This window comes from Sphingomonas sp. 77B (genome assembly GCF_056497825.1).
Map to the genome: position 1 here is coordinate 1,409,332 of NZ_JBWMBY010000001.1, position 13,572 is coordinate 1,422,903.

Annotated in this window: 13 protein-coding genes; 2 read left to right on the forward strand and 11 right to left on the reverse strand. The window is 67.3% G+C overall.

The window, feature by feature from the left end:
* Nucleotides 1-135: 135 nt before the first annotated feature.
* On the reverse strand, nt 136-876 hold the full coding sequence (locus AC1GI4_RS06505) for a gamma-glutamyl-gamma-aminobutyrate hydrolase family protein (protein WP_479628997.1): 741 nt from the start codon (nt 874-876) through the stop codon (nt 136-138).
* Entirely contained in the window at nt 873-1,829 is a 957-nt protein-coding gene (gene epsC / locus AC1GI4_RS06510) for a serine O-acetyltransferase EpsC (protein WP_479628998.1), read from the reverse strand. The genes AC1GI4_RS06505 and epsC overlap by 4 nt, the downstream gene beginning before the upstream one ends.
* A 221-nt stretch (nt 1,830-2,050) precedes the next feature.
* On the opposite strand from epsC, the gene AC1GI4_RS06515 reads away from it, so the two are divergent.
* Nucleotides 2,051-3,070: a class 1 fructose-bisphosphatase gene (locus tag AC1GI4_RS06515; RefSeq protein ID WP_479628999.1), complete on the forward strand. Its 1,020-nt coding sequence runs from the start codon at nt 2,051-2,053 to the stop codon at nt 3,068-3,070.
* Between the two features lie 244 nt (nt 3,071-3,314).
* On the opposite strand, the gene AC1GI4_RS06520 is transcribed toward AC1GI4_RS06515, so the two are convergent.
* The 9 genes from AC1GI4_RS06520 to AC1GI4_RS06560 all read right to left on the reverse strand — a co-directional run bounded on the left by AC1GI4_RS06520 (nt 3,315) and on the right by AC1GI4_RS06560 (nt 12,248).
* Nucleotides 3,315-4,364: a LacI family DNA-binding transcriptional regulator gene (locus tag AC1GI4_RS06520; protein ID WP_479629000.1), complete on the reverse strand. Its 1,050-nt coding sequence runs from the start codon at nt 4,362-4,364 to the stop codon at nt 3,315-3,317.
* A gap of 63 nt (nt 4,365-4,427) precedes the next feature.
* Nucleotides 4,428-6,110, reverse strand: a complete 1,683-nt coding sequence (locus AC1GI4_RS06525; protein WP_479629001.1) for a GMC family oxidoreductase — start codon at nt 6,108-6,110, stop codon at nt 4,428-4,430.
* A gap of 59 nt (nt 6,111-6,169) precedes the next feature.
* Nucleotides 6,170-7,003 (reverse strand): sugar phosphate isomerase/epimerase family protein, encoded by an 834-nt coding sequence (locus tag AC1GI4_RS06530; protein ID WP_479629002.1) that lies wholly within the window; start codon nt 7,001-7,003, stop codon nt 6,170-6,172.
* On the reverse strand, nt 7,000-7,584 hold the full coding sequence (locus AC1GI4_RS06535) for a gluconate 2-dehydrogenase subunit 3 family protein (protein ID WP_479629003.1): 585 nt from the start codon (nt 7,582-7,584) through the stop codon (nt 7,000-7,002). Before AC1GI4_RS06535 ends, AC1GI4_RS06530 begins: the two co-directional genes overlap by 4 nt.
* Nucleotides 7,581-8,402, reverse strand: a complete 822-nt coding sequence (locus AC1GI4_RS06540; protein ID WP_479630360.1) for a 3-keto-disaccharide hydrolase — start codon at nt 8,400-8,402, stop codon at nt 7,581-7,583. Before AC1GI4_RS06540 ends, AC1GI4_RS06535 begins: the two co-directional genes overlap by 4 nt.
* A 17-nt stretch (nt 8,403-8,419) precedes the next feature.
* A complete protein-coding gene (locus AC1GI4_RS06545; protein WP_479629004.1) occupies nt 8,420-9,340 on the reverse strand; it encodes a hydroxypyruvate isomerase family protein in 921 nt (306 codons plus the stop codon).
* The gene (locus tag AC1GI4_RS06550) at nt 9,337-10,641 is read right to left on the reverse strand and encodes an MFS transporter (protein ID WP_479629005.1); all 1,305 of its coding nucleotides are present in this window, start codon (nt 10,639-10,641) and stop codon (nt 9,337-9,339) included. The genes AC1GI4_RS06545 and AC1GI4_RS06550 overlap by 4 nt, the downstream gene beginning before the upstream one ends.
* Before the next feature lie 159 nt (nt 10,642-10,800).
* The gene (locus AC1GI4_RS06555; RefSeq protein WP_479630361.1) at nt 10,801-11,841 is read right to left on the reverse strand and encodes a sugar phosphate isomerase/epimerase family protein; all 1,041 of its coding nucleotides are present in this window, start codon (nt 11,839-11,841) and stop codon (nt 10,801-10,803) included.
* Between the two features lie 14 nt (nt 11,842-11,855).
* Entirely contained in the window at nt 11,856-12,248 is a 393-nt protein-coding gene (locus AC1GI4_RS06560) for a c-type cytochrome (protein ID WP_294269058.1), read from the reverse strand.
* 124 nt (nt 12,249-12,372) lie between these two features.
* Here AC1GI4_RS06560 and AC1GI4_RS06565 point away from each other — a divergent pair, with 124 nt between their 5' ends.
* Nucleotides 12,373-13,560, forward strand: coding sequence for a Gfo/Idh/MocA family protein (locus AC1GI4_RS06565; RefSeq protein ID WP_479630362.1), 1,188 nt, complete (start codon nt 12,373-12,375; stop codon nt 13,558-13,560).
* The last annotated feature ends 12 nt before the right edge of the window (nt 13,561-13,572 follow it).

The following is a 13,572-nucleotide window of genomic DNA, read 5'->3' on the forward strand; positions in this document are numbered from 1 at the left end:
CCATCACAAGCCCTTCTCCATGAGAGTTCTATTTTATGAGCGCGACTCTATGGTGGAGGCAGGGTTGATGGCAAGCGCTATCGGACGGTGCGAACCGTCGTTGCGACAATCCATGGAGCAGTGGGAAAAAGGTGGTCAGGCGTGACCGCGTACCGACTCGCCCAGCAGGGTGAAGAAGCCGCGCGCGATGCCGCAGGTCGCGATATCCCATTCCGGATGCCACTGAACCGCCAGCACGTCCGCGCCGCAGCCGGGGGCGCGAAACGCCTCGATCAGCCCGTCCTCGGCATCGCGCGCTTCGACCACCAGGCCATAACCCAGCCGGTCGACACCCTGCTGGTGCACCGAGTTGACCTCGACCCGGCGATGCCCGCTGCGCCCGGCCAACGCGCCGCCGGGCATCAGGTCGACCGGATGATGATGGCCGAACAGCGTCTCGTAATCGCCCTCCCACGATCCGCGATGATGGCGCGGCAGACCGCCCAGGCAGGTCAGCGATCCGCCGAACAGTACGTTGATCTCCTGCATCCCCCGGCAGATGCCGAACACCGTTTTGCCGCGCTCGATCATTCGACCGGCCAGCGCCAGCGCAACCGAGTCCCGCTGCGGGTCGCAGGCTTGCGGCGCCAGTTCGGCGCAGTCGCCATATTGCGCAGGCGCGACATGCGACCGCCCGCCGGTCAGCAGCAACCCGTCGAGCATGTCGGCCATCAAGGCGGTGTCGACCGCTTCGGGCACGGCGGGCACGATCAGGACGCTCGCGCCGCACAGCTGGACCAGCGGTTCGATGAAGCGCGTCGCGACCGCCTGGATCGGTCGGTTCGCGACCTCGTTCCCGCACATCAGGCCGATGACCGGCTTGCGTCCCTGCTTCATGCCGTCCCCTCCAATTCCTGCCGCAGCGCCCGCGCATCCGCGCGCGGCAGCGCCAGCGCCTCGGGCTGGACGAGCACGCTGTCCGGCTCGACATCGGTCAGCAGCCAGACATTGCCCCCGATCACCGACCGCGCCCCGATCGTCACCCGCCCCAATATCGTCGCGCCTGCATAGATGATGACGTCATCCTCGACGATGGGATGGCGCGCGAAGCGATCACGCGGCGAGCGCGGCGCGGTGCCCAGCGCCGAGCGCGCGCCCAGCGTCACATGCTGGTATACGCGCACCCGCTCGCCGATGATCGCGGTCTCGCCGACGACGACGCCGGTGCCGTGGTCGACGAAGAAATGCCGCCCGATGGTCGCGCCGGGATGGATGTCGATGCCAGTACGCTCATTGGCGAGTTCGGAGATCATCCGCGCCACGATCGGCGCGCCCAGTTCGTGCAGTTCATGCGCGATACGGTGGTGCAGGCTGGCGACGGCGCCGGGATAGCAGAGCAGGATCTCGTCGACGCTGCGCGCGGCGGGATCGGCCAGGAACGCCGCCTCGACATCGCTGTCAATCAACTCGCGCACCTGCGGCAGCGTCGCCCCGAACAGCCGCGCGACCAGAGCCGCCTGTTCGGGCGGAAAGGCCGCATCGACATCCTTCTGCCAATAGGCCAGCTCCGCGCCGATCTCGCGCTCCAGCGCGGTCAGCGCGGCGAGCAGCTTGGCCGCGACGAAGCGATCCTCCTCCTGCGCCGCCCCCCGGAAATGGCCCAGGCGGCGCGGATAGAGCGCGGCGGCGACCAGTGCCACGACATCCTCGACGCCGCTGCGCGACGGAAACCGCTCGACATCGCGGCCCGCATCCTGCCGCACCCGCCAGCCATGCCGGGCGGTACGCAGCGCCGATACGATGCCGTCAATGCCCGTCGAGGCATGACCCTGCACGGGGGTGTCCGTCATCAGCCGTCCGGTCGTCATAAGCGATCCTCCGACCTCCATCATATCCCATTTGCGAAGTGGGATATAACAGATTTGCTACGGTCCCATAAAGCGCCAGCTTTGCTTAACGTCAGGTTGCGCATGCGAAGAGGCCGGTCCATGGTCCGCCCGCCACCATGGCTTGGCCCGGCGGGAGGGAGCCCGCGGGGCCGATCTTTTCCCGGCCCTTCCCGGAGCAATCGATGACGACGCCGCGCCAGACGACGCTGACCCGTTTCCTGATCGAGGAGCAGCGCCGCTCCGAAGAGACCTGCCCCGCCGAATTGCGCCTGCTGATCGAAACCGTCGCGCGGGCGTGCAAGGCGGTGAACCAGGCGATCTCCAAGGGCGCACTGGGCGATGTGCTGGGCAGCCTGGGCAGCGAGAATGTGCAGGGCGAGGTCCAGAAGAAGCTGGACGTGATCGCCAACGACCTGCTGCTCGACGCCAATGAATGGGGCGGGCATCTGGCGGCGATGGCGTCGGAGGAGATGGAGACGATCCACCGCATCCCCAACCGCTTCCCGCGCGGCGAATATCTGCTGCTGTTCGATCCCATCGACGGATCGAGCAATGTCGATGTCGACCTGTCGGTCGGCACCATCTTCTCGGTCCTGCGCGCGCCCGAGGATTGCGCGGGCCGCGAAGTAACCGAGGCGGACTTCCTTCAGCCCGGCCGCGCGCAGGTGGCGGCGGGCTACGCCATTTACGGGCCTCAGACGCTGCTCGTCCTGACGGTCGGCACCGGCGTCTATGAGTTCACCCTCGACCGCGAGATCGGATCGTGGCGGCTGACCGACGGGCCGATGCGTATCCCCACCGGCACCAAGGAGTTCGCGATCAACATGGCGCGCCGCCGCCAATGGTCGCCCGGCATCGCCCGCTATATCGAAGAACGCATCCTGGGCGCCGAGGGGCCGCTGGGCGAGGATTACAATATGCGCTGGACCGCCTCGATGGTGGCGGACGTGCACCGTATCCTGAAGCGCGGCGGGGTGTTCCTCTATCCGGGCGACCACCGCAAGGACGGCAAGGCCAAGCTGCGCCTGCTTTATGAGGCGAACCCGATGAGCTTCCTGATCGAACAGGCGGGCGGCGCATCGATCGACGGCGCCACGCCGATCATGGAGGTCGACGCGGTCGGCCTGCACCAGCGCGTCGGCGTGGTGCTGGGCGATCCCGAGGAAGTCGCGCTGATCGCGGACTATGGGCGGACGGGGTAACGCCGCCCCCTGTTACCACCCCGGCGGAGGCCGGGGTCCAGTTGCGGTGAACCATGGGGATCGGGGTGGATTGGCCTCCCCCGCCCCGTCGCTCACTCTACACGCGGGGTTGAGCCTGGGCCCCTCCGCCCCCGCCGGGAAACGACCATCCCTCCGTTCAGCCTGAGCGAAGTCGAAGGCCACGGGATACGGGCAGCCTCCGGGCGTGCACTTCGACTTCGCTCAGTGCGAACGGCCGTGGGGGTTAAGGGGCCGTCGCCCCCACCGACTCCCGCACCACCAGTTCGAAATCCACCACCCGGTCCTCAACCACCCGTGACCGCAGCGCCGCCAGCACCTGCTCGACCGCGCGGAAGGCCATGTCGCCGACCGGCTGGCGGATCACGGTCAGCGGCGGCCAGAGACGCGCGGCGATCGCGGTGTCGTCAAACCCCGTGACCGCCAGCTCGTCCGGCAGGCGCAGGCCCATGCGCTGCGCCTCACCGATCAGCCCCGCCGCCATATCGTCGCTGCTGCACAGAATCGCGCTCGGTCGGTCGGGCAGGTCCAGCAGCGCGCGCCCCGCCGCCGCGCCCGCCGCCGGATCGAACCCGGCACGCACCATCAGCGACGGGTCGTAATCCAGTCCGCTCTCCGCCAGCCCGTCGCGAAACCCCGCCAGCCGCTCGTCGGCGACGGAGAAATGCTGCGGGCCCGCAAGAAAGCCGATGCGGCGATGCCCCGCCTTCGCGACATGCACCGTCATCGCCGCCATCGCCGTGCGATTGTCGATCCGCACCGTCGCCATGTCGGGCATCGCCTGCCCGGTCGCGATCGCCGCCGCCGCAACGCCCAGTTCCTCGAACAGCCCCGAGCCGCTGAGCAATTCAGCAAAGGGCGGCAACAGCAGCACCGCCGCCGCGCCGCTCTGCACCAGCGTGCGCAGCGCCGCCTCGGCCGCGTCGCGAGTCAGTCCTTCCTCGGCCTGGGCGATGAATTGCAGGCCGCGCGCGTTGCTTGCCCGCAGCGCGCCGAGCAGCACCGAGTCGATGAAGGGCGTGCCCTTGTCGCTGTAGAGCAGCCCCAGCGTCGTCGCCCGCGCCTTGGCCAGTCGCCGCGCGGCGACATTGGGGACGTAGCCCAGCGCCTCGATCGCGGCGAGCACCGCCGCGCGCGTTGTGGGACTCACCCGGCCTGCGCCGTTGATGACGTTGGACACGGTCATCGCCGACACCCCCGCCCGCTCGCCGACCGCGCGGATGGTGACGCCCTCGGGGCGTTTGGTGGGAAGGATATGCTTGGAAGGGGATGTCACGCTAACGCCCCCCTCCCCTAAAGGGGAGGGGCTTTGCCCGGATCGACGCAACGGCTTCCAACCTCAAACCGTCCCGGCCTTCAGCCCCTTGACCGCATGATCCGCCGCGCGCGCGGTCAGTGCCATGAAGGTCAGCGAGGGGTTCACGCACGACACCGACGCCATCTGCGCCCCGTCGGTCACATAGAGGTTCGAGGCGTCATGCGCCTGGCTCCATTTGTTGAGCACCGACTGGCGCGGGTCAGCCCCCATGCGCGCGCCGCCCATCTCGTGGATCGCGTCGCCGGGCACATGCTCGGACTCGCCGCTGGTCACGTTCTTCAGCCCCGCCGCGCGCAGCATCGCCTCGCCCTCGCGCCGGGCGTCGGCCATCATCTTCAGCTCATTGTCGCGGAAGGTCACGTCGAACTTCATCAGCGGCACGCCGAAGCGATCGACCTTGCTGGAATGCAGCGACACGCGATTGTCCTCGTAAGGAAGGCATTCGCCGAACGCGCCCATGCTGAACTGCCACGGCCCATAGCGGCGCATCCCATGCTTCATCTCCGCCCCGAAGCCGACCGGCTTGGCGGCGTTACGAAAGGCCGAGCCCTGATAGCCATAGCCGCGCCGGAAGCCGAGCCCTTCGTCACCCTTCAGATTGCGGAAGCGCGGGACATAGACGCCGCCCGGACGGCGGCCATATTCGATCAGGTCCTCCATGCCGGGGATTTCGCCCGACACGCCGACGCGGAAGATATGGTCCATGACATAGCGGCCCAGCGTCCCGCTGCTGTCGAAATGGCTGCGCTCCGAACCCGGCGCGCGCGAGTTCATCAGGATCTGCACCGACGCCATCGCCGAGGCGCAGACGAAGACCAGGTTGGCACTGACCATCTGCGCCTGGCCCGTCTTGGCATCGACATAGCGCACGCCGGTGACCTTCTTCCTCGCCGGGTCGTAATCGAGCCCCGTCACCACCGCATCCGACTGGAGCGTCAGCCGCCCGGTGGCGCGCGCGGCGGGCAGGGTCACGGCTTGCGTCGAGAAATAGGCCCCGAACGAGCAGCCATTGCCGCACTGGTTGCGGAACTGGCATTTGGTGCGGTTCTGGTCCGGCTTGTCCTCGGTCATGTTGGACAGGCGGGTGTGGATCAGCTTGCGCCCCGGAAACTGGCCCTCCAGCCGTTCCTTCAGCCACGTCTCCGCCACGTTCATCGGCATCGGCGGCTGGAACTCGCTATCGGGCAGATAGGGCAGATTCTCCCGCGAGCCCGAGACGCCGATATATTTCTCGACATAGGCGTACCAGGGCTCGACATCCTCATACCGGATCGGCCAGTCGGCGGCGACGCCCTCGCGCTTGTTCGCCAGGAAGTCGTCCGCGCTCCAGCGGAACGACCAGCGGCCCCAGATCAGCGACTTGCCGCCGACCGCACCGGGCCGAATCCAGTAGAATTTGCTCCCCTCGTCATAGGCATAGGGGTTCAGCCGGTCGTCATTGTAGAATTTCTGATTGCTGGGCGCGACATAGCCCTGTTTGGCGATGAAGTAGTCGCTCTCCAGCAACGGCTTGGGCATGATGTTGCGCGCGGGCACCTCGAAGGCGGGCTTGCCGTCATAGGGGTATCCCTCGCCATGCTCGACCATGACGCCCCGGTCGAGCATCAGGACGCGCAGGCCCTTTTCGGTCAGTTCCTTGGCGGCGAACCCGCCGCTGATCCCCGACCCGATCACGATCGCGTCGAAACGGTTCGTCGCCGCCATGGCTTTCCTCCCTAAATTCTTATGTCGTTACATGTGTTCGTCATTGCGAGCGGCATGGGTCAGAACCGCAGGCTCCGCAGCGTGCGGAAGCTGGTCGTGATGTCGGGCAGATAGGGCGCGGGCGCCTGGTCGTTCTCGACATAGAAATGCTTCACGCCTGCCAGCCGGTTGAGCTTGAAGATCGATGCGAAGTCGATTTTTCCGGCGCCCACCGCGGTCATGCTGCCATCCGCGCGCGCATCCTTGACGTGATAGGCATAGATGCGCCCGGCCAGTCGCCGGATCAGCGCCTGCACATCCTTGCCCGCATGGATCGCCCAATACAGGTCGATCTCGACCTTCACGAGCGCCGGGTCGGTGCCCCGGAGCAGCCGGTCGTACAGGCTGACGCCGCCGGGCTTGTTGGTGAATTCGAAGTCGTGATTGTGATAGGCGAAACCGAGCCCCGCCTTCTTCAACCCCTCGGCAAAGCGATTGAAATTGGGCAGCGCGGCGTTCCAGCCCTCTTCGGTTCGATGCTGGTTGGTCATGAACGGCAGGACGACCGTATCGGCGCCCAGCGTCTTGGCCATCGCGACGCTGGCATCGAACTTGTCGCGCAGGCTTTCATAAGGAACATGGATCGACGGCGCCTTCAGACCCAGCCGGTCCTGCGTCCGGCGAAGCATGGCATGGTCCATCGCCTCATAGCCGCCGCCGCCATATTCGATCTCGCGATACCCGATGCCCGCCACGGCCTCGAGGGTCTTGACCGGATCGGCCGAGAAGAGCTGGCGGATCGTATAGAGTTGCAGCCCGATGGCCCCCAGCCGGGCGGCCTGCGCCTCGCGCGGCAGCAGGACCGACGCCCCCAGCCCCAGCCCCGCGCCCATCAGCGAACGACGATCGATCATGCCGAATATACCTTGTTGACCTGAGAATAGGGGAAAGCACCATTATATTCGCCGGGCACGGGCAGATATTCGCGCTCCTGCGTGATGCCGATCTCCGACGTGTAATAGCCGGTGATGACGAGTTGCCGGAACGGCTCGAAGAATGCCCGCCCCTCGGGCAGGACGCCCTCCATCGCCTCGGTCAGCAACGTGTCCTGTTGGGTGGGTGTCGCCTTGGCGGCGGCCAGCTTGTTGACGCTCTGGCTGCGCGCTTCGATCGCGTTCAGCCCGGCGATGATCGGCACCCGGTCGGCGGGCAGCGCCCAGTCGGCCAGCATTTTCTCGATGAACGCGGGCACACCCGCCGCGATCGCACCGGGCGTGTCGGTGGTGGGCAACACGCGCTCCGCCAGCGCGGTCATCGTCGCGCGCTGGACGGGGGTGAAGACCGCGACGCTGGGCGGGCCGTCCGAGATGACGGGGATGGTGCCGCGCGCCTGCTCCACCGCGCCCGCCGCACGGGCGATCGGGGCGAAGAGTGCGGAGCCGAACATGGCGGAGATCCCCGCCAAGGCATGTCTGCGGTCGATATGGGGGGTCATCGGGCATCCTCCGGCAGGTCCTGCGCGATCGCCTCGGGCGACAGCGGGCGGACCCAGATATTGCGGAACGAGACGGGCGAGTCGTGATCCTGAAGCTGGATCGGCGCGGCATCGCCATGCGCCTGGTATTTCTCGACCTGCCGCCAGACGGTGGTGCCTAGTATCGCCTGGTGATTCTGCACGACGACGCCGTTCAGCATCGCGGTGACATAGGCGGGCCGCAGCAGCTTGCCGTCAGCGGCGAAGCGCGGGCGCTCGAAGATGATGTCGTAGCTTTGCCACTGGCCGGGCTTGCGTGCGGCGTTCACCAGCGGCGGCTTCCAGGCATAGACCGCCCCGACCTGCCCATCGGCATAGGTCGGGTTGTCATAGCCGTCGAGGATCTGCACCTCGTAGCGCTGCATGAACCAGATGCCGCTATTGCCCCGGTCCTGCGACGATTTTTGCGGCGGATTGGGCGAGCGGAATTCGAGGTGAAGCTGCACGTCGCCGAAGCTCTGCTTGCTGACCAGCACGCTCTCGGCCTTGCCGTCGCGCGGCGGCACGGTCATCGCGCCGTCCTTCAGCACCCACGGCTTGCCGCTGGGCGTCCACGCCTCCATCGAGCGGCCGTCGAACAGCACCACCGCATCGGATGGCGCGCCGCCCGGCTGCGCGGCGGGGGTGACGACCTTCGGCGCGGGCCGGTCGGGATCATGAACATGCCATTTGCCGCCGGGCAGCATCGGCGTGTCGCGGAAACCCAGGCCGGGCTTGTCCGCCTGCTGACCTTGGGCCACCGCACCACTCGCCACGGCCAATGCGATCAACGACAGCATCCGCATCGCTCCCCTCCTCATATTCTCGGATCGATCGCGCGATACGCGGCGATCAGCTTCTCTTCACCCACCCGGCCCTTGACCGAATTGCCATGTTCCATGCCGATCACCCCGGCATAGTTCTGGGTCTTCAGAAAGCGGCAGATATTGGCGTAGTTGATCTCGCCGCTGCCCGGCTCGTTGCGACCGGGATTGTCGCCGAACTGGATATAGCCGATCTCGTCCCAGCACAGCTTCATCGTCGGAATCAGATTCCCCGACTGGATCTGCTCATGATACAGGTCGGCCAGCACCTTCACGCCCGGACTGTTCGCCCCGCGCGCGACGGCATAGCCCTCCGCGATCGACTGCATGAACACGCCCGGATGGTTGGTCCGGGTGTTGAGCGGCTCCATCACCAGCGCCATGCCATGCGGCGCGACGATGTCGCCCGCGCGGCGCATCACGTCGATGATCCGCCCCATCTGGATCGCAGGGTGCAGTCGCTTGTCCATGAAGCCGGTGACGACGGTCATCCGCGTCGCGCCGACCCGCTTGGCGACATCGACCGCGCTGGTCACGTCGGCGAGGAACGCCTGTCGCTCGGCATCGTCGTCACCACCCAGCAGGGGCCGCGATTCCGACCATTTGGGCATGGATGCCACGAACACGCCCATCGTCATCCTGCGGTCGCGCAGCGCCTTGGCGATCGCCTCCTGCTCCGCGACGGGGCGGAGGCGGTACTCATTGTCCTCCCACGCCCAGAAACCCTGATCGGCGGCATAGGCGATCTGCTCGACCGAGCTGTCGCCGCGGCTGGCAAAGCTGCCGAGATGCGGGGCGAAGCCCAAGGTGAAGCGTGCGGCGTTGGACGCCCTGCCCGCCTTCTGCCCCGCCAGCGCGGCGACGGGTACGGCGGCGGCGAGGCCCCCCATGACGGTGCGACGCGACCAGCTCATGCGACATTCTCCGCAACGGGGCGACGGGGACGACGGCGCTCGGCGAGCCAGATGCCGCCGAACACGAACAACAGGATCACCGGCACGATCGCCAGCCGCGCAAAGGACTGCGACGCCGCCGCATCCTCGACCTGGCGCAGTGCCTCGCCGGTCAGCCGCTTGAACGCCTCCGGCCCACCGGCCAGCTCGACCTTGGCGGCGTCGAACATCGCACCGAGCTGCGGCAGGACGAAGAAGCTCGCCAGCGCGCCCGCCGACCCGACCAGCCCCAGCGCCCAGGCCCCGCCGCGCGGGTAACGCTCGGCGACCGAGGCGAGCATGGTCGGCCACATGGCACAGACGCCCAGCCCCCAGACGGTCGAGGCCAGGATCGCCGCCACCGGCGACTGCGCGCGCGACAACAGGAACAGGCCGATCCCCGCCATCAGGCTCGATACCCAGAGCAGCCCCGGATTGGACAGCCGCCCCGCGATCCGCCCGGCAAAGTGGCGGAACACGAACATCAAAGCGCTGACATAGACGAGGAGCAGAATGCCACGCATCCCCACCCGGCTGCTGAGCGCCACATCGAGCCACTGGCCCGGCGCTAGTTCCGACGCGGCGGTCAGGAACATCGCGCCGAACCATACGAAGAAGCTCGGCCGCTTGAAGACCTCCGCGATCATGCCGCCGAAGCCGACATCGCGAACCTCACGCGGAACGGGCGGGAAATGCGTCGTCGCCGCCATCACCAGCACGCCGAGCGCCGGGATCAGCACCAGCGCCATGATCGCCTGCCACGACAGGACTTCGGCCAGCAGCACCCCGGCCAGGCCACCGATGATCAGACCGCCGGGATACCAGGCATGAAGCACGTTCAGCCGGTGCGTGGTCTCTTCCGGGTAAAGCCGTGCGGTCAGCGGATTGATCGACGCCTCCGCCAGACCCCAGCCGATACCGCTCAAGAGCATTCCGCCCCAGACGATGTGATAGACGCCCATGCCGGTCGCGACATGGCCCGCGCCGATGATCGCGGTGGTGCCGACCAGAAAGCACAGCCCGCAGCCGATCAGCATCTGCCGCGCACCGATCCGGTCGAGCAGCGCGCTCGCCACGAACAATGTCGCCGCGAACCCCAAAAACGCCGAGCCCAGCGCCGAGCCGATCAACTCCCCCGCCTGGACCGGCGCGATGGGGTCGATCCACTGTGCCTTCAGGCTGCTTGCCACCGCGGCGCGCAACGCCGCACTCGCGGCGGCCGTAAACAAGGCCAGCACGCTCAGCCAGAACAGACGCGACCGATTGTCCGGTACCGCTTCCATGCCCCTCTCCCGCTTATATTTTGTCGGGCCTGACCTTCCGGGGCGGATGGTCAGGCCATTAATTTATTATCCGTCATTGCGAGCGAAGCGCGGCCATCCAGGGCGTCTTGCCCGGACACTGGATTGCTTCGCTGCGCTCGCCATGACGAAGAGCATCATTCAAATACCCAGCCAGCGCCGGTTAGCCGCCGGATCGCCACCACCAGCAAAGTCGTCGAAAGCGCGCTCGGCCCGGCGGATCATGTGCGCCGCGATAAAGGGTGCACCCTCGCGCGCGCCGTCTTCCGGATGCTTCAGGCAGCATTCCCATTCCAGCACCGCCCAACCGTCATAGCCGTACTGGGTGAGCTTCGAGAAAATCCCGCCGAAATCGACCTGCCCGTCGCCCAGCGAGCGGAACCGCCCCGGCCGGTCCACCCAGTCGCTATAGCTGCCATAGACGCCCGCGCGGCCGGTCGGGTTGAACTCGGCATCCTTGACGTGGAACATGCAGATGCGGTCGTGATAGAAATCGATGAACTGCAGATAGTCCATTGCCTGCAGCACGAAATGGCTGGGGTCGTATAGGATGTTGGCTCGCGCATGGCCGCCGACCGAATCCAGAAAGCGCTCGAAGGTCGTGCCGTCGTGCAGGTCCTCACCCGGATGGAGTTCGTAGCAGAGGTCGACGCCCTCCTCCTCGAACGCATCCAGGATCGGCCGCCAGCGCTTACCCAGTTCGGCAAAGCCTTCCGCGACCAGCCCGGCGGGCCGCTGCGGCCAGGGATAGACGAAGGGCCAGAGCAGCGCACCCGAGAAGGTCGCATGGGCGCTCAGACCCAGCCGCCGACTGGCCTTCGCCGCGTAGAGAAGCTGCTGGACCGCCCATTGCTGGCGCTCGGCGGGCTTGCCGCGCACCGCCTCCGGCGCGAAGCCGTCGAACGCCGCGTCATAGGCGGGATGCACCGCGACCAGCTGCCCCTGCAAATGGGTCGACAGCTCGGTGATCGCCACCCCCGCCTCGGCACAGCGCCCGGCCAGGTCGTCGCAATAATCCTGACTTTCGGCCGCCGCCTTCAGGTCGATGCAGCGCGCATCCCAGGTCGGGATCTGCACGCCCTCATAGCCCGCCTCCGCCATCCAGCGTGCCGCCGAGTCGAGCGTGTCGAACGGCGCGGCATCGCCCATGAACTGCGCCAGGAAGATGCCCGGCCCGCGCATGGCAGGGGCAGCGGTCACTTGGCCGTCTCGGCCTTGAGATACGCGATCAGCGCGGCGCGCTTGGCGGGGTCGGCGACGCCGATCGGCATCCGCGTGCCCGGCACCTTCTTCATCGGCGCGGCGATGAACTCGCCCAGCGTCTTGTCGTCCCATTTCAGGCCCGACGCCTTCATCGCGGGCGAATAGTTGAAGCCCGCGACCGAGCCCGCCTGTCGCCCGAACACGCCATTCAGATTGGGACCGACACCGTTGCGGCCGCCCTTGTTGAGCGTGTGGCAGGCCCGGCATGCGGCAAAGGCCTGCGCACCCGCCGCCGGGGCCGTCTGCGCGGTCGATGGTGCCTGCACGGCCAAGATACCAGCAACCATCGCCGGCACGGCGGCGGCCAGCCCGATCAGCTGCCTCATCCTCACTCTCCCGAAATTTTCTTGCCCAGACTCGCTGGTTGTTGCGGGAGTTTACCGTTAAACCGTCGCCACGCAAGCACGGAATATCGCAATAATAAGCGATTGGGATGAAAGGCAGAGGATGATGGCGGGACGCAAATTACGGCTGGCCATGGCGGGCGGCGGCGAGGGCGCATTCATTGGCGGCGTGCACCGCATGGCCGCGGCGCTGGACGGCGACTGGGAACTGGTCGCTGGCACGTTCAGCAGCGATGCCGCCCGCAACCGGCGCAGCGGCGAGCAACTGGGCCTGGCTCCCGACCGGGTGCATGGCTCGATCGATGCGCTGCTCGCCGACGAACGCGCGCGTCCCGAGGCCGAGCGCATCGACGCCGTCGCGATCGTCACCCCCAACCATCTCCACGCCCCCATGGCGATCGCGGCGTTGAACGCGGGCTTTCCCGTTTTCAGTGAAAAGCCGATGGCGATGAACCTTGCCGAAGCGCGCGCCATCGCCGAGGCCGCACGGGCGTCGGGACAGCTTTATGCCCTGGCCTTTACCTATAGCGGCTATCCGATGGTCGAGGAGGCCCGGGCCCGCATCGCACGCGGCGATCTGGGCGCGATCCGGCTGGTCCATGTCGAATATGTCCAGGGTTGGCTGAGCAGCCCGCTCGACCGCGAGGGCAACAAACAGGCCGAGTGGCGCACCGATCCGACGCGCGCGGGGCTGGGTGGGGCGCTGGGCGATATCGGCACCCACGCCTTCCAGCTGGCCGAGCATGTCGCGGGGCTAAGGGTCGAGGCGCTGTCGGCGGACGTGACCACCCATGTCGCGGGGCGGATGCTGGACGACGACGTCAACGTGCTGCTGCGCTTCGCCGAGGGGGCACGCGGCACGCTGCGCGCGACGCAGGTGGCGGCGGGCGAGGAGAATGGCCTGCGCCTGCGCATCCATGGCGAGAAGGGTGGCCTGGAATGGTCGCAGATGGAGCCCAACACCCTCACCCTGCGCTGGCTCGACCGCCCGGCCGAGATCGTCCGCGCGGGCGGGCCGGGCCTCAGCCCCACCACCCTGCCCCGCCTGCGCACCCCCTCGGGCCATCCGGAGGGCTATATCGAGGCCTTCGGCAACCTCTACCGCGCGGTGGCCGACGCGTTGCGTAAAGACAGCGCCGCCACGGGCGGGGCTCCGGGTGATTCGGACTGGTATCCGGGACTGGAGTCGGGCCTGCGGACGATGGCGTTCGTCGAAGCGGTCCTGAAAAGCGCGAAATCGCAGGAGAAGTGGACGGCGTTTCCGGTGGTGGACGCTTCGCCCATTCGCGGATAGCCTTCATTCTAT